Source organism: Paraburkholderia sprentiae WSM5005, from assembly GCF_001865575.2.
Lineage (GTDB): Bacteria > Pseudomonadota > Gammaproteobacteria > Burkholderiales > Burkholderiaceae > Paraburkholderia > Paraburkholderia sprentiae.
This window is the reverse complement of record NZ_CP017561.2, coordinates 297,460-313,746: the sequence shown is the minus strand read 5'-3', so window position 1 is coordinate 313,746 and position 16,287 is coordinate 297,460. Positions and strand designations below refer to the sequence as shown.

Here is a 16,287-nt window from a genome sequence, read left to right as displayed (position 1 = left end):
CTGAAGTCGTTTATTGAGTCCGCTATTTGTCTGATTCCAAAGGAGCTTCACACGTGAGCCATGCAATGACCCTTCCGAGTACTCTGAGCCCGTCGTCGGCTAAGGCCGCTCCGGCAGGTGCACTGGCGCTCTCGCATTTCTCGCTGCTGTCCGGTCAACTGGGCAACATCGACGCCTACATTCAGGCGGTCAACCGGATTCCGATGCTGACGCCGGCGGAAGAACGCCAGTTCGCCACCGAGTTTCGCGAACACGACAATCTGGAGGCGGCGCGCCGCCTTGTGCTGTCGCACCTGCGACTCGTCGTGTCCATCGCGCGTAACTACCTCGGCTACGGTTTGCCGCACGCCGACCTGATCCAGGAAGGCAACATTGGCCTGATGAAAGCGGTCAAGCGCTTCGATCCGGAGCAAAACGTGCGCCTCGTGTCGTACGCGATGCACTGGATCAAGGCTGAGATCCACGAATACATCCTGCGCAATTGGCGCATGGTGAAGGTCGCCACCACCAAGGCGCAGCGCAAGCTGTTCTTCAACCTGCGCAGCCACAAGCAAGGTCTCGGCGCGTTCACGCCGGACGAGATCGACGGTCTCGCCAAGGAATTGAACGTGAAGCGCGAAGAGGTCGCGGAAATGGAAACGCGTCTGTCGGGCGGCGACATCGCGCTCGAAGGTCAGGTCGAGGACGGTGAGGAATCGTACGCACCGATCGCCTATCTGGCCGACTCGCACAACGAGCCGACCGCCGTGCTCGCTTCCCGTCAGCGCGACCGGCTGCAAAGCGACGGCATCGCAAGCGCGCTCGACGCGCTCGATCCGCGCAGCCGCCGCATCATCGAAGCGCGCTGGCTGAAGGTGGCCGACGACGGCTCAGGTGGCTCGACGCTGCACGAGCTGGCCGACGAGTTCGGCGTTTCGGCCGAACGCATCCGCCAGATCGAAGCCAGCGCGATGAAGAAGATGCGCGGCGCGCTGACCGAATACGCATAAAGCGTCGAACCCATGCGCGCGTAACTGGCGCTCAAAGCCCCGCCCTTGCAAGACGGCGGGGCTTTTTTCATTGTTTTCGTCCATTCTTCCGTTTGCGCGGCCGCGCGTTCGTGGCGGCACACCCACGGTCTCACGAGCGAGGCCGGTAAGCCTTTCTTGACGTATCGCAAGTCCGGTGGCAATACTTCGCGAACGCGGCAAGTTTCGCGACCTGACGCCGCATGGCTAAACCTGAGCGCGCAAGGTTCATCTCCTACAATCGGCATGCATTCGCCAGACTGCCTGACGGCCATGGCGGTCTGGATCCGGCCGGAGTCACCGGCGTGAAGTCGTCTTCGACCGATCATGACCATAGCCCTCAATCGCAGCAGCACTGTCCGGTCGCGCTGGCGCGGCCGGTTCACCAGGTGGGTGCGCGGTCCAACGCTGGCGCGCGATATCGCCATCATCCTCGCCATCAAGTTCGCACTGCTGATGACGCTCAAGTTCACATTCTTCAATCATCCGCAGGCGGAGCACATGATGCTGCCGCCTGAGCAGGTCGCGCAGGCGCTGCTGTCGGTGCCTGTCCCGCATCCGTCCCGAGGTAATCGACATGCCCGTTAGCGAAGTCGTAGAACTGTCGCGGCTCCAGTTCGCCATCACGGCGCTTTATCACTTTCTGTTCGTGCCGCTCACGCTCGGTCTCACCTGGCTGCTCGTCATCATGGAGTCCGTCTATGTGATGACCGGCAAGCAGATCTACAAGGACATGACGCAGTTCTGGGGCAAGCTGTTCGCGATCAACTTTGCAATGGGCGTCGCAACCGGCCTCACCCTCGAGTTTCAGTTCGGCACCAACTGGGCCTATTACTCGCATTACGTCGGCGACATTTTTGGTGTGCCGCTCGCCGTCGAAGGACTGATGGCGTTCTTCCTCGAATCGACGTTCGTCGGCCTGTTCTTCTTCGGCTGGAACAGATTGTCAAAAATCCAGCATCTGATCGTCACGTTCTGTGTCGCGCTCGGTTCGAACCTGTCGGCGCTGTGGATCCTGATTGCCAACGGCTGGATGAACAATCCGGTCGGCGCGAAGTTCAACTACCAGACGATGCGTATGGAGCTCGACAGCATCGGCTCGGTGATCTTCAATCCGGTCGCGCAGGTGAAGTTCGTGCATACAGTGTCGGCCGGCTATGTGACCGCGGCGATCTTCGTGCTCGGCGTGTCGTCGTGGTATCTGTTGAGGCGCCGCGACACCGAGTTCGCGCTGCGCTCGTTCGCGATTGCCGCCGGCTTCGGTCTCGCGTCGGCGCTGTGCGTGATCGTGCTCGGCGACGAATCCGGCTATCGCACCGGTGAAGTCCAACAGGCCAAGCTCGCCGCGATCGAATCCGAATGGGAGACCGCGCCCGCGCCGGCACCGTTCACGATATTCGGTATTCCGAACCAGAAGGAGCAACGCACCGACTACGCGATCCGTGTGCCGTATGCGCTCGGCATCATCGCGACCCGCTCGCTCGACGAGCCCGTGGTCGGCCTGCGCGACCTGATCGCCGAAAACGAAGGTCGCATCAAGGACGGCATGCTCGCTTATTCGGCGCTGCAAAGGTTGAAGGGAGGCGACGCGAGCGACGAAGCGCATGCCGCCTTCGACAAGTACAAGGACGATCTCGGCTACGGCCTGTTGCTCAAGCAGTTCACGCCGAACGTCACCGACGCGACGCCAGACCAGATCGCCGCCGCGGCCAGAGCCACGATTCCGCCGGTGCTACCGCTGTTCTACTCGTTTCGCGTGATGGTCGGCCTTGGCCTGCTATTCCTCGCGACCTTCGTGCTCGCATTCTGGTTCTGCGCGCAGCGCACGCTGCTGCTCCAAAAGCGTCGCTGGTTCCTGCGCTGGGCGGTCATCGCGATTCCGTTGCCGTGGCTCGCCGCCGAGCTCGGCTGGATCGTCGCCGAAATGGGCCGCCAGCCGTGGAGCATCGCGGGCATACTGCCGACCAATCTGGCCGCGTCGACGCTGACGCCACGCGATCTTTATCTGAGCATTGGCGGCTTCGTGCTGTTCTACACGGGGCTGTTCGTCATCGAGATAATGCTGATGTTCAAGTACGCGCGGCTCGGCCCTTCGTCGCTGCATACGGGCCGCTATTACCACGAGACCGAACAGCCGGTGACGCCGTCGCTCTCGAACACGGCCGCGTAACTCACGGCTACACCGCTTCGGAGGAACCCCGATGGACTACGCAGCTCTCAGACTGATCTGGTGGGTCTTGATTGGCGCACTGCTGATCGGCTTCGCGCTCACCGACGGGTTCGACATGGGCGCGGCGATCCTGCTGCCGTTCATCGCCAAAACGGACTCCGAGCGCCGCATCGTCGTGAACACGGTCGGCGCAACCTGGGAAGGCAACCAGGTGTGGTTCGTGACCGCGGGCGGCGCGATGTTCGCCGCGTGGCCGCTCGCCTACGCGGCATCGTTTTCGGGCTTTTACTTCGCGATGCTGCTGGTGCTGTTCGCGCTGTTCTTCCGCCCGGTCGGCTTCGACTATCGCGGCAAGCGCGACGACCCGCGCTGGCGCACCGCGTGGGACTGGGGCCTTTTTATCGGCGGCTTCGTGCCGGCGCTCGTGTTCGGCGTCGCATTCGGCAATCTGCTGCAAGGCGTGCCGTTCTCGTTCGATACCGATCTGCGCGTCACCTATCACGGCAGCTTCTTTGGCCTGCTCAATCCGTTCGCGTTGCTGACCGGTCTTGTCAGTGTGTCGATGCTGACTGCGCACGGCGCCGCGTTCGTCAAGTGGAAGACCGATGGCGTGGTCCACGAGCGCGCGTCGAAGGCGCTGCGGCTCGCGGCGCTGTGCGTGGTGGTGCTGTTCGTGGTCGCGGGCGCGCTCGTCGCGACGATGATCGGCGGCTATCAGATCGTCGATGCGCCGCCGTTCGACGCCGTCTCCAATCCGTTGATGAAGACCGTGATCGGCGCGCCGGGGTTATGGCTGACCAACTACGCGCTTTATCCATGGATGGCGATTGCGCCGCTCGCGGGGCTCGTCGGCGGGGTGCTCGCGGCGCTGCTCGCGCGTTCGCGCTTCGAGGCGACGGCGTTTCTGTCGACATCGCTGATGGTCATCGGCGTGATTTTGACCGCTGGCTTCTCGATGTTCCCGTTCATCATGCCTTCGTCGCTCGACGGCCGCAGCAGTCTGACCCTGTGGGATTCGACGTCGAGCCGCATGACACTCGAGATCATGCTGTTCGCGGTGATCGTGTTCCTGCCGATCATCCTGCTCTATACGGGCTGGGTATATCGGGTGATGCGCGGCAAGGTGACCGCCGCGGCGATCAAGGAAAACCATCATTCGATGTATTGAGCGGCACGGGTAAAGCGGCGCCTCGGGACGAGGTGCCGCTTTTTTAATGCCGCGCTGCGACAGCTGCGCGACTCGACAGCGCTCGACAGCCATCAATCGATCACGCCGGCACCGGCGCCGCGCCCGCGCCACCGCCTTGCGACGACAGGCGCTCGGCCAGCTTCTGCGCATACCGCTGCGCGGCCTCGCCGACGACGATATGGAACGTGTTCGTCGAGACCCACGCGGTATCGAGCGCCGCGAGGCGCTGACGATCGACCGCCGACGGATCGCGCACGACCACTCGCAGACGCGTCGCCGCGACCGCATCGAGCGACACCACGTTGCCAGCACCGCCGAGCACGGCGAGCCAGCGCAGCGGATCGGGATCGAGCGGACCGCCTTGTGCGTCGGGAGCCGGCTCAGCGTTTTGCGCGGCCGGCGCGCCAACGGTAGCTGCAGCACCATCAGCTGGCGCCGACACGGCAGCAGCATCCGCCGCCTTCACCGCGCTGCCCTCACCCTGCGCGATCACCGCCCGCATCTCGTCGGCGATGATGTCCGCCTCCGGTCCGATGATCACCTGCACGCTGTTCGTGCCGCGCTTGAGCACGCCACGCGCGCCGATCGACTTCAGCTCGCTCTCCGAAACCTTGTTCGCATCGACGACCGACAAACGCAAACGCGTCGTGCACGCATCCACGACCGACAGATTCGCCGCGCCACCGAGCGCCGCGATATAACGCCGCGCACGCGGCACGTCCGCGCCGGCCACCGGCGCGACGAAACCACCGGCCGCGAACGACTCCACCTGTTCGTCGGCGGCGGCGGGCTCACGGCCCGGCGTCGCCATGTTGAACTTGCGGATGAAGAAACGGAACAGACCGTAGTACAGGACCGAATACGCGACGCCGATCGGAATCGCCCACCAGCCCTTGGTCGACAGACCGAAGTTCAGCACGTAGTCGATGAAGCCCGCCGAGAACGTGAAGCCGAGGTGAATCCCGAGCGCCGAGCAGATCGCGAGCGACAACCCCGTCAGCAGCGCGTGGATCGCATACAGCACCGGCGCGAGGAACATGAAGCTGAACTCGATAGGCTCCGTCACACCGGTCAGGAATGACGTGAGCGCCATCGAGAACAGCAGGCCGAACACCATCGCGCGACGCTCCTTCGGCGCCTCGTGATACATCGCCAGACACGCGGCCGGCAGGCCGAACATCATCACCGGGAAGAAGCCGGTCATGAAGGTGCCCGCGGTCGGGTCGCCCGCGAAGAAGCGGTGCAGGTCACCCGTGACCGGCGCGCCGCCCGCCGGCGTGAACGTGCCGAACACGAACCAGGTCAGCGAATTGAGGATGTGATGCAGGCCCGTGACGAGCAGCAGCCGGTTCAGCACGCCGAACACGAACGCGCCGAACGCGCCGGCCGTCGTCAGCCAGTGGCCGGCCACGTCAATTGCGTTCTGCACCGGCTCCCACACGTGGCCGAATACGATGCCTAGCCCCACGCAGACCACGCCTGTCACGATCGGCACGAAGCGTTTGCCCCCGAAAAACGCAAGGTAGTCGGGCAGCTTGATGTCCTTGTAGCGGTTGTACAGCAGCCCCGCGACGATCCCCGCGATGATCCCCGACAGCACGCCCATGTTGAGCTTGTCGTTGATGTCCTTCATCACCGCGATCTGCACCAGATAGCCGATCGCGCCAGCGAGACCGGCGACGCCGTTATTGTCTTTCGCAAAGCCGACCGCCACGCCGATCGCGAACAGGAGCGGCAGGTTGTCGAAGATCGCGCCGCCCGCATCGGCGATCATCTTGATGTTGAACACGTCGGGCTGGCCGAGCCGCAGCAGCAGGCCGGCAACCGGTAGCACGGCGATCGGCAGCATCAGCGCGCGTCCCAGGCGCTGAATCTTCAGAAACGGATTTCCATCCATCGGTATCTCCAGTTTTTGTCTCGTAGGGGTACGTCTTGGTTGAGTGGTGCAGCCAGCTGGCGAATCGCTGCGCGCGCGAAGGCAGACGTGCTGCCGGGCGCGCGGCGCGGGGGTTCTCCAAGTTCGTTACGGTTTAATCGAGGGGCCAAGCGGCGCGGCTCGCGGCTCTGACCGCCTGCGCCGAGTCCAGCGCCAGCGCATCGCGGGCGCGCTGGCGGCACAGCTGATAGTCGAGCGTGCGCACGCGTGCCTTGATGCCCGGCACCGAGACCGGATCCACCGACAGCTCGGTCACGCCGAGACCGACGAGCAGCGGCATCGCGAGCGGGTCGCCGGCCAGCGCGCCGCACACGCCGACCCATTTACCGTGCTTCGCGGCACCTTCGACGGTCGCCGCGATCAGGCGCAGCACCGCCGGATGCAGGCCGTCCGCTTGCGCCGCGAGATCGGGCTGGCAGCGGTCCATCGCGAGCGTGTATTGCGTCAGGTCGTTGGTGCCGATCGACAGGAAGTCGGCGTGCTGCGCGAGCTGATCGGCGAGCAATGCAGCCGACGGCACCTCGATCATCGCGCCCACTTCGATCGGCTCCGTCCTGCCCGCTTCGCGTGCGAGCTCGTCGATACGCTTGCGGATGCGGATCAGTTCCCCCGCGTCGGTGACCATCGGCAGCAGGATGCGCACCGCGCCGACCGGACGCACGGCCAGCAAGCCTCGCAGCTGGTCGTCGAGCAGATCGGGGCGCACCTGCGCGAGGCGCACGCCGCGCAGACCGAGCGCGGGGTTCGGCTCGGGCGGCAGTGTCAGATAGTCGACCTCCTTGTCCGCGCCGACGTCGAGCGTACGAATGATCGCGGTACGGCCGCGCAACGCATCGACGATCGCCTGATAGCTCTGACGATGCTCGTCCGCGCTCGGTGCGGCCGCGCGGTGGATGAACAGGAGCTCGGTGCGCAGCAGTCCGACCGCGTCGGCGCCGTTGTCGACGGCGGCGGTTGCGTCGTCGAGTGTGGCGATGTTGGCGGCCACTTCGATCGCGCGGCCGTCGGCGGTCGCGGCTGCCTGCTGCGACGTGCGGCGATTCGCTTCGCGCAGGTCGGCGAGGCGGCTGCGTTCGCGGCGGGCGCGTTCGACGTCGAGCTCGGTCGGCGCGAAGGCGAGGCGACCGGTGCTCGCATGCACCACCACCTGAGTGCCATCGGGAATCGCATGCAATGCGTCGCCGACCGCGACCAGCGCCGGGATGCCTGCCTGACGCGCGAGAATCGCCGCGTGCGAGGTCGCGCCGCCACGTGCCATCACGAGGCCGGTCACGCGCGTGCGATCGAGCGACGACAGATCCGACGGCGTGAATTCGTCGGCCGCGAGCACCGCCTCGTCCGGCAGCGTGCGGGCCGCGCTACTGGTGTAGCCGAGCGCGCGCTGCACGCGCTTGTCGATGTCGCGCAGATCGGCGGCACGCTCGGCGAGGAGCGCGTCCTCGACGTTACTGAGGATGCCGATTTGCGCGCGGATCGCCTCGCGCCACGCAAAACCGGCGCTCTTGCCGAGGCTGATCAGATCGCGCGCGGCGTCGAGCAGCGTTGGATCTTCGAGCAGTACACGATGCACCGCGAAAATCCCCGCCTCGCCGACTGCGCCGCGTTGCGACGCATCGCGCACGATCGTGTCGAGATCGGCGTCGACGGTCGCGATCGCCTTGTCGAGCAGACGGCTCTCCGCCGCCGAGGTGCCGCTCGCGTGTTCGGGCGGATCGAGATCCGCGTCGTCCCAGCGCACCAGCTTGCCGAGCGCGACGCCCGGCGCCGCGCACACGCCAGCGAGCGTATTCGGCGCGAGCGGCTCGCCCGCAGCGGGCGCCGCAACGACTGCCGCCGCTGTTGTCGCTTGCCGCGCCGGCTTCTGCTCGCGCATCTGCTCGACCTCGCCGTGCGCTTCGCGCGTCAGTTCGTCAGCGATCGCATCGACCGCCGCCTGCGCCTGCGGTCCGACGCCGAGCAGCTCGATGCTCGCGCCTTCGCCGGCACCGAGTCCCAGCAGACCCACCACGCTTTCGATCGGCGCCTTGCGCCCGTCGTAGCGCACCTCGACGCGCGCGTCGAAGCCGCGCGCCGCTTCGCGCGCTCGCGCCGCGGGCCGCGCATGCAGGCCGCCCGGGTGCGTCAGCGTGATCTGCCGGCGCGCTTCGTCCATGACGTGCGCGGCGCTCGCCTCGCGCACCGCGTCATGGCTGACGCCATCGCGCGCGCGCAGCACCATTAGCGGCGTTTCGCCGGCCGTCGCGTGGCCGGCCGGTGCACGCTCGATGATCTCGAATGCATCCGAATTCGCAATCGCGATGACCGACACGAGACTCGGCGCATTGAGCGCGATCTGATCCTGATCGAACTCGATCAGCACGTCGCCGGCGCGCACGTGCGCGCCCTGCCCGACCATCGGCGCGAAACCCTTGCCGTTCAGCCCGACCGTGTCGATACCGATATGCAGCAGAATCTGCGCGCCTTCGGCGCTTTCGAGCGTCACCGCGTGGCCGGTGCGCGCCAGATGCGTGACGACGCCGTCGCATGGCGCGACGAGCCGGCCCTCGAGCGGATCGACGCCGATGCCGTCGCCGAACATGCCGCCCGAAAACACCGGGTCCGGCACCTTCGCGAGCGGCACGACCGGACCGGTCAGCGGTGCAAGCAAAACGATGTGATCTTCGGAATGGCTCATCAGCTTGGACTTCTCGACACGTCGCATCGTCATTCTCGTCAGTGAGTTTCGGTGACTTTGTTGAGATGGCGTGGCGCGTCGGGATTGCGCCCGCGCGCTGCGGCAAGATCCGCGGCCATCACGTAAAAGGACAGGATGGCGGCGATCGGATCGAGCGCCGCGTGTGCGGTGGCGACGAGCGGCAGCGAGGCCTCCGCAATGTCGTCCGGCGCCGCGAGCAGCACGCGTGCACCGCGCGCGCGCATGTCATGCGCGAGTTGCAGCAGACCGGCCTGCTCCGGTCCGCGCGGCGCGAATACGAGCAGCGGATAGTCGCGGTCGATCAGCTCCATCGGGCCATGGCGCACTTCCGCGCTCGAAAACGCTTCGGCCTGAATGCCGGAGGTTTCCTTCAGCTTCAGCGCGGCTTCCTGTGCGATCGCGAGGCCAAGGCCGCGGCCAATCACGATCATCCGCTCGACGCCGCGCAACTCCTTCACGGCCATCGACCAGTCGAGCCGGCCCGCGCGCTCCAGCGCATCGGGCAGCGTACCCAGCCCACCGAGCAGCTCGGCGTCGTTCTGCCAATGCGCGACCAGCTGCGCGGAGATCGACAGCATCGCGATATAGCTCTTGGTCGCCGCGACGCTCAGTTCGGGACCGGCGACGAGCGGCAGATGCCACTCGCACGCGTCGGCGAGCGGCGACGACGGCGCGTTCACGGCGGCCACCGTCAATGCGCCGGCCGCGCGCAGCGCGCTCATCGTGCCGACGAGGTCGGGGCTCTTGCCCGATTGCGAAAACGCGAGCGCAAGCTGATCGCGCACCTGCAGCGGCGCTTGCTGCAGCGTCGCGACCGACATCGGCAGCGACGCGACCGGCACGCCGAGGCGGCTCATCGTCAGGGACGCAAAGTAGCTGGCGGCATGGTCCGAGCTGCCGCGCGCGACCGTCAGCGCGACATGGCGCGGCTGTTGCGCGAGCTTCGCGGCGAGCGCCGCGACGCGCGAGGTGTCCTTGAGCTGCTCAGCGACCGTTGCGGCGGACGCGAGCGCTTCCTTAAGCATATTCGACAATCGCTTCTCCTTCGACGTAGGTCGCGCTCAGCGCCAGCTCGCGGTCGAATACGACCACGTCGGCCCACGCACCGCGCGCGATGCGGCCGCGGTCCTCGATGCCGAGATAGTCGGCGGCGTAGCGCGATAAACGGTGGGATACATCGGCGATCGGCAGGCCGATCGAAACGAGGTTGCGCAGCGCCTGATCCATCGTCAGCGTGCTGCCCGCGAGCGTCCCGTCGGCCAGACGCACGCCGCCGAGACACTTGGTCACGTGCTGGCTGCCGAGGCGGTATTCGCCATCGGGCATGCCGGTCGCCGACGTGCTGTCGGTCACCACGTACAGGCGCGGAATCGCGCGCAGCGCGGCACGGATCGCGCCCGGATGCACGTGCAGCAGGTCGGGAATGATTTCGGCGTATTCGGCGTGCGCGAGCGCGGCGCCGACGAGCCCAGGGTTGCGGTGATGCAGCGGCGACATCGCGTTGAACAGATGCGTGAAACCGCATGCGCCGTGCTTGAGCGCGGCGACCGCGTCGTCGTAGGTGCCGAGCGAATGACCGAGTTGCACGCGCACGCCGCGCGCCGCCATCTCGGAGATGATCTCCATGTGGCCGGCGATCTCGGGCGCGAGCGTGACGACACGAATCGGCGCAATCGACAGATACTTGAGCACCTCGTCCATCACCGCCGATACCGCCGCGTCGGGCTGGGCGCCGAGCTTGCCGGGGTTGATGTACGGCCCTTCCAGATGCACCCCGAGCACGCGCGCGCAGCCCGGCGTGCGCACGCGCGTGACCTTGCCGAGCCCGGCGACCACGTTCATCAGCTCGTCGCGCGGCGCGGTCATCGTCGTCGCGAGCAGGCTGGTGGTGCCATAGCGCGCATGCGTGCGCGTGATCGTTTCGATCGCGTCGCCAGCCTCCATCACGTCGGCGCCGCCGCCGCCATGCACGTGTAGATCGATGAAGCCCGGCAGGATGTACGGTGCGTCGTTCGTCGACGGATCGGCGCGCTCGCCGGACAGCGCCATGATGCGGCCGTTTTCGTATTCGAGCGTGCCGTGGATCCACCCTTCGGTGGTGAGTATGTTTCCGGTCAGCATGAGTCTCTCTGGTGCGTGATGCGTATGCGGCAAATGTGCGTGCGCCAGACCTGCGGCCTGCGCGGGCCGCGCAGTTCAGGTGCGCAATTCAGCGACGAAGTCGTAGTAGTCGTCGCGGCAATAGGTGTCGGTCAGCTCGATCGCGCGTTGATCCGCGCTGTAGCCGATACGGGTAATGACCAGCAGCGCGGTGCGCGGTTCGAGGTCCATCAGTGCGGCAATTTCGCTAGACGCGTTGACCGCCCGAAAGTGCTGCAACGCGCGCACCACCGCGGCGCCGCGTTGTTCGAGATAGCTGTACAGCGAGTCGCCGATCACGAGCGGATCGGGCACGATCGCGACCGGCAGCGAGGAATGCTCGACCGCCATCACGATGCCGTCCGCGCGCCGCAGCCGCCGCAGACTCGTGACGGCCGCGCCAGGTGACAGGCCCAGGTGTAGGAGCTCGTCGCGATTGGCGGCGCGCACGTCGCGTTCGAGCCACACCGAATCCGGACGGAAACCGCGCTGCTGCATCTTCTTCGTGAAGCCGGTCAGACGCGACAGCGGATCCTCGACGCGCGGCGTGATGAAGCTGCCCGCGCCGCGCGAGCGCCGAATCAACCCCTGCTCGACCAATAGCTCGATTGCCTTGCGCGCGGTGATGCGCGACACGCCGATCGCGTCGGACAACGTGCGCTCGGAGGGCAGCGCCTCGCCGGCCGACCACACGCCGCAATGGATCGCCGTCGCCAGGTTGCGCGCGAGCTGCAGGTAGAGCGGCGTGACGTTGCGCGCGTCAGGCATCAATGCGGACCAGCGAGTTTCCATGGGCCTCCAAGGACGCCGCGAGCAGCACGGCCTGGAAAATGAGAGCCCATTATATAACCAACATAATACCAGTCAATCGACTGGTTCCATGCCGGCTCGGATGGCCGCAAAGCCTTGCGGTGCATGGCTTGGCGCCTGTTTTGTAGGCAGCGTCGGCAGAAGTTCGGGGACCAGGACTTACCCGTATGGGCTTGCTTGACGATACCAGCGAGCGGTCAACGCGCTCATAGTGGTATCAAAGACGCCTCATCGATCAATACCTGTTTAGTACCAGTCGGCGCGCCGCCGCGATGCGCTGGCTTTGTAAAAAAGGGGCGTGCCGATATAGTGCGTGTCAATACCATGAAAGAGTCCCGTGGAGTCCCCTTGACAGATTCCGAGGCGCTGCGGCGCGCTCAGGCCGTCCGCCATTTCAATCGCTTCTATACCCAATGCATTGGTGCCCTGCATGAGCATCTGGCCCGCAGCACGTTCTCGCTGACGGAGGTGCGGGTGCTGCACGAGCTATCACGCGCCCGCGCGCAAACCGCATCGGTGCTCGGGCGCGCGCTCGGGCTCGATAGCGGCTATCTGAGCCGCCTGCTGACCAGTTTCGAGCGACGCAATCTGATTACGCGCCGCCCGTCGGACACCGACGCGCGCCAGTCGCTGATCGCGCTGACCGAGCACGGCCATGCGACCTACGCGCCGCTCGATGCCGCCGCCATCCACGAGGCGCTCGGCCTGCTCGACAGGCTCAGCGCGCTGTCGCAGGAGCAGTTGATCGGCGCGATGAAGCTGATCGAGCGCCTGCTCGGCGACAAGCCGAAGCACGAGCTCGTCGGGCTGCGTCAACCGCGCGCCGGCGAATGCGGCTGGCTCGTGCATCGTCAGGCGCAGTGGTTCGCCGCGCAGTATGGCTGGGATCACACGTTCGAGGGCTTGCTCGCGGGCGTCGTCGCCGAGTACGCGCAGCGCAACGATCCGCTGCGCGAGAAGTGCTGGATCGCCGAGCACGAAGGCCTGGTGGTCGGCTCGGTTTGCCTCGTCGGGGTCTCGACGACGGTTGCGGGCCTGCGCCTGCTGTGGGTCGAACCGGACATGCGGCGGCTCGGCATCGGCACGGAGCTGCTCAGCGAATGCGTGCGCTTCGCGCTGCGCGCGGGCTACACGAAGCTCACGCTGACCACTGCGAGCGCATTGGTGGAGCCGCGTCGGCTGTGCGAGCGCGCCGGATTCAAGCTGGCCAGCAGCGCGGCGCAACGCCGCTTCGGCCAGGATCTGATGATCGAAAGGTGGGAGCTGGAGTTATAAAAAAGGCACGCGCCTGTCCGGCGAGTGCCTTTGCCGATGCTATGCGATTGCCATCGCAATCGCCCCTAATGCGTCGCTTAGAACGACGGCACCATCGAACCTTTGAACTGCGTCTTGATGAACTGGCGCACATCGTCCGACTGATAGGCCGCGACCAGTTTCTTGACCCACGGTTGGTCCTTGTCCTTCGCGCGCACGGCGATCAGGTTCGCGTACGGGCTGTGGATGTCTTCGAGCGCGATCGCGTCCTTGGTCGGTTGCAGGCCGGCGGCCAGCGCGAAGTTCGTGTTGATGACGGCGGCATCCACGTCGGCGAGCGAGCGCGGCAGTTGCGCGGCGTCGAGTTCGACGAACTTGATCTTCTTCGGATTGTCGGCGACGTCGAGCGGGGTCGCGTTGTTGCCGCCCGTGGCCGCGCCTGCCTTCAGCTTGATCAGCCCTTGCGCCTGCAGCAATAGCAGCGCGCGATTTTCGTTCGACGGATCGTTCGGCACCGCGACTTTCGCGCCCTGCGGCAGGTCCTTCAACGACTTCAGCTTTTTCGAGTACGCGCCGAGCGGCGAGATGTACGTGAGGCCCGCGTTGACGAGCTTGTAGCCGCGCTGCTTGATCTGGCTATCGAGGTACGGCTGGTGCTGGAAGCTGTTTGCGTCGAGGTCGCCCGCGTCGAGCGCGGCGTTGGGCTGGATGTAATCGTTGAACTCGACGACCTTCACGTTCAGGCCTTCGCGCTTCGCGACCTTGGTGACGACTTCCCAGATCTGCGCGTCCGGGCCGCCGATCGTGCCGACCTTGATGACCTTGCCGTCCGCGTGCGCGCCGAAGCTGGTCAGGATCGTTGCACCGGCGACGACTGCGGTGAGGGCTTTGAGGATGTTTCTGCGCTGCATGTGATTCTCGCTGTTGCTGATCGACATTTGCGTCGATGGCTCCGGTCGGTGCCGGACCCGGATGAAAACAGGCGGCGCCCCGGTCGGTACCGGTGCGCCGTCGGCCAAGCACCAAATTGTTCCATATGCGCCGCAAGCTGGGAAATACCCTTACCGCATAAGGTTATTCGAAGCGCGAGCGTCAACGCGACGCAGAAACGGCGGCTAACCGATAATGCAAAGCCGCAGCCCGACACGGCTCACTTAACCGCCACTGAAAACGACCATGTACGTCATCAACGTTATCTACACCGCCTCGCTCGATCGCATCGACGACGCGCTCGACGCCCATCGCGCGTTTCTCGCCAAGCAGTTCGACGCGGGCATCTTCGTGGCGGCTGGCCCAAAGGTGCCGCGCGACGGCGGCATCATTCTCGCGGTGCGTATCGAGCGCGACAGGCTCGATCGCATTCTCGCGAGCGATCCTTTCGCCGAGCAGCAGCTCGCACGCTATGAGGTGACGGAGTTCAAGACGACGCGTCTCGCGCCGGGGCTGAATCTGCCGGTTCCGGTTTGAGCGCGAGTTGCGAAGAGAATATTGGGAAGCGGATGCATGAGCGGCTTTGCAATAAAAACCGGCTTGCGATGCGCATCAATCAAGCAATAGCTTGATGTCATGCACCCACGGCGTCGCGCCCTGGCCATCGCGCGCGAACAAACGCAGCTTGCCGTCCGTGTCGAACACGTAGCTTGCGGCCGTGTGGTCCATCGTGTAGCTGTCGGGCGTCTTGCCCGGTACCTTCGCGTAGTAGACGCGGAAGTCTTTCGCCACCTTCGCGAGCTGTTCTTCGTTGGCCGGACGCAGGCCGACGAAGCTCGGATTGAACGCCGGCACGTATTGCGCGAGCAATTGCGGCGTATCGCGCTCGGGGTCGACGGTGACGAACAGCACCTGCACGCGCTTCGCGTCTTGCGGGCCGAGTTGCTGCAACGCCTGCGACAGTTCGGCCATCGTCGTCGGGCAGACATCCGGGCAATGCGTATAGCCGAAGAACAGCACGACGATCTTGCCCTTGTAGTCGGCAAGCGTGCGGATCTTGCCCGAGGTGTCGGGCAACGAGAAATCGCTGGCGAATTGCGTATTGCCGGTGATGTCGAGATTCGAGAAGGCCGGCGGCTGCTTGCCGCACCCGGCCATGAGCAGCGTGCCGGCAAGTGCCGCGCCGAGCGCGCAAGCCATCACAGCGGCGCGCGCGACGCGCGCAAAGCGGTTGATGAGCATGGTGTTATGCGCCGATCACGACGCGCGCGTAGTGGTCGATCAGCAGCGCCGCGAACAGCAGCGACAGATAGACGATCGAATAACGGAAGGTTTTGCGCGCGAGATCGTCCGAATACTCCCGGTAGATCTTCCACGCATACGCGAGAAACACGGCGCCGAGCAGCACCGCCGCCGCGAGATACACGACGCCGCTCATGCCGGAGATAAACGGCATCAGCGTGACCGCGAACAGGATCACCGTGTAGAGCAGGATGTGCAGGCGCGTGTACTTTTCGCCGTGCGTATTCGGCAGCATCGGCAGACCGGCGTTTTCGTAGTCCTTGCGGCGATACAGCGCGAGCGCCCAGAAATGAGGCGGCGTCCACACGAAGATGATCAGCACGAGGATCCATGCGTCGCCGGGCACGTGGCCCGTGACCGCGGCCCAGCCGAGCGCCGGCGGCATCGCGCCCGACGCGCCGCCGATCACGATGTTCTGCGGCGTGGCCGGCTTCAGCAGCAGCGTATAGATGACCGCATAGCCGACGAACGTGGCGAGCGTGAGCCACATGGTCAGCGGATTGGCGAACGTGTACAGCGTCCACATGCCGAGGCCGCCGAGCACCGCGGAGAACAGTAGGATCTGCGGGGTGGTGATTTCGCCGCGCGCGGACGGACGCCACGACGTGCGCCGCATCTTTGCGTCGATCTGCTGCTCGACGAGGCAGTTGATGGCGAACGCGGCGCCGGCCAACAGCCAGATGCCGACGGTGCCGCCGATGAGTACGGTCCACGGCACCATGCCCGGCGTCGACAGGAACATACCGATGACTGCGCAAAACACCGCAAGCTGAGTGACGCGCGGCTTGGTCAGGGCGAGGTATTGGGAGACCCGGCTGCCGGGTGTATGGGAGAGTGTCGTGCTGTCCATGTGAG

The 16,287-nt window shown here is 65.5% G+C and carries 14 protein-coding genes; 6 read left to right on the top strand and 8 right to left on the bottom strand.

Annotation, left to right across the window (positions count from 1 at the left end; genetic code table 11):
* The first annotated feature begins 53 nt into the window (after window positions 1-53).
* From rpoH to cydB, 4 genes are all read left to right on the top strand, one after another.
* Window positions 54-989 carry an RNA polymerase sigma factor RpoH gene (rpoH, locus tag BJG93_RS01510; protein WP_027199608.1) on the top strand — a complete coding sequence of 312 codons (936 nt, stop codon included), beginning with the start codon at window positions 54-56 and terminating at the stop codon, window positions 987-989.
* A gap of 345 nt (window positions 990-1,334) precedes the next feature.
* A complete protein-coding gene (gene cydP / locus BJG93_RS01505; protein WP_027199607.1) occupies window positions 1,335-1,595 on the top strand; it encodes a cytochrome oxidase putative small subunit CydP in 261 nt (86 codons plus the stop codon).
* Window positions 1,585-3,177 (top strand): cytochrome ubiquinol oxidase subunit I, encoded by a 1,593-nt coding sequence (locus BJG93_RS01500; protein WP_027199606.1) that lies wholly within the window; start codon window positions 1,585-1,587, stop codon window positions 3,175-3,177. Before cydP ends, BJG93_RS01500 begins: the two co-directional genes overlap by 11 nt.
* A gap of 31 nt (window positions 3,178-3,208) precedes the next feature.
* Window positions 3,209-4,345 carry a cytochrome d ubiquinol oxidase subunit II gene (cydB, locus tag BJG93_RS01495; RefSeq protein ID WP_027199605.1) on the top strand — a complete coding sequence of 379 codons (1,137 nt, stop codon included), beginning with the start codon at window positions 3,209-3,211 and terminating at the stop codon, window positions 4,343-4,345.
* 100 nt (window positions 4,346-4,445) lie between these two features.
* Here the strand turns inward: cydB and nagE are convergent, their stop codons facing one another.
* The 5 genes from nagE to BJG93_RS01470 form a co-directional block, all read right to left on the bottom strand.
* Entirely contained in the window at window positions 4,446-6,263 is a 1,818-nt protein-coding gene (gene nagE / locus BJG93_RS01490; RefSeq protein ID WP_027199604.1) for an N-acetylglucosamine-specific PTS transporter subunit IIBC, read from the bottom strand.
* 133 nt (window positions 6,264-6,396) lie between these two features.
* Entirely contained in the window at window positions 6,397-9,003 is a 2,607-nt protein-coding gene (ptsP, locus tag BJG93_RS01485) for a phosphoenolpyruvate--protein phosphotransferase (protein WP_027199603.1), read from the bottom strand.
* Window positions 9,004-9,014: 11 nt separating this feature from the next.
* Window positions 9,015-10,031, bottom strand: a complete 1,017-nt coding sequence (locus BJG93_RS01480) for an SIS domain-containing protein (RefSeq protein ID WP_027199602.1) — start codon at window positions 10,029-10,031, stop codon at window positions 9,015-9,017.
* On the bottom strand, window positions 10,015-11,118 hold the full coding sequence (gene nagA / locus BJG93_RS01475; RefSeq protein ID WP_027199601.1) for an N-acetylglucosamine-6-phosphate deacetylase: 1,104 nt from the start codon (window positions 11,116-11,118) through the stop codon (window positions 10,015-10,017). The genes BJG93_RS01480 and nagA overlap by 17 nt, the downstream gene beginning before the upstream one ends.
* A 75-nt stretch (window positions 11,119-11,193) precedes the next feature.
* Window positions 11,194-11,928: a GntR family transcriptional regulator gene (locus BJG93_RS01470; protein WP_027199600.1), complete on the bottom strand. Its 735-nt coding sequence runs from the start codon at window positions 11,926-11,928 to the stop codon at window positions 11,194-11,196.
* Between the two features lie 366 nt (window positions 11,929-12,294).
* Here BJG93_RS01470 and BJG93_RS01465 point away from each other — a divergent pair, with 366 nt between their 5' ends.
* Entirely contained in the window at window positions 12,295-13,221 is a 927-nt protein-coding gene (locus BJG93_RS01465) for a bifunctional helix-turn-helix transcriptional regulator/GNAT family N-acetyltransferase (protein WP_027199599.1), read from the top strand.
* A 77-nt stretch (window positions 13,222-13,298) separates the two neighbouring features.
* On the opposite strand, the gene BJG93_RS01460 is transcribed toward BJG93_RS01465, so the two are convergent.
* The gene (locus BJG93_RS01460; protein WP_027199598.1) at window positions 13,299-14,111 is read right to left on the bottom strand and encodes a MetQ/NlpA family ABC transporter substrate-binding protein; all 813 of its coding nucleotides are present in this window, start codon (window positions 14,109-14,111) and stop codon (window positions 13,299-13,301) included.
* 265 nt (window positions 14,112-14,376) lie between these two features.
* On the opposite strand from BJG93_RS01460, the gene BJG93_RS01455 reads away from it, so the two are divergent.
* Window positions 14,377-14,667 carry a YciI family protein gene (locus BJG93_RS01455; protein ID WP_027199597.1) on the top strand — a complete coding sequence of 97 codons (291 nt, stop codon included), beginning with the start codon at window positions 14,377-14,379 and terminating at the stop codon, window positions 14,665-14,667.
* A gap of 75 nt (window positions 14,668-14,742) precedes the next feature.
* Here the strand turns inward: BJG93_RS01455 and BJG93_RS01450 are convergent, their stop codons facing one another.
* Entirely contained in the window at window positions 14,743-15,372 is a 630-nt protein-coding gene (locus tag BJG93_RS01450; protein WP_027199596.1) for an SCO family protein, read from the bottom strand.
* Window positions 15,373-15,376: 4 nt separating this feature from the next.
* Complete coding sequence (gene cyoE, locus BJG93_RS01445) at window positions 15,377-16,282, bottom strand: heme o synthase (protein ID WP_027199595.1); 906 nt, start codon at window positions 16,280-16,282, stop codon at window positions 15,377-15,379.
* Window positions 16,283-16,287: the final 5 nt, after the last annotated feature.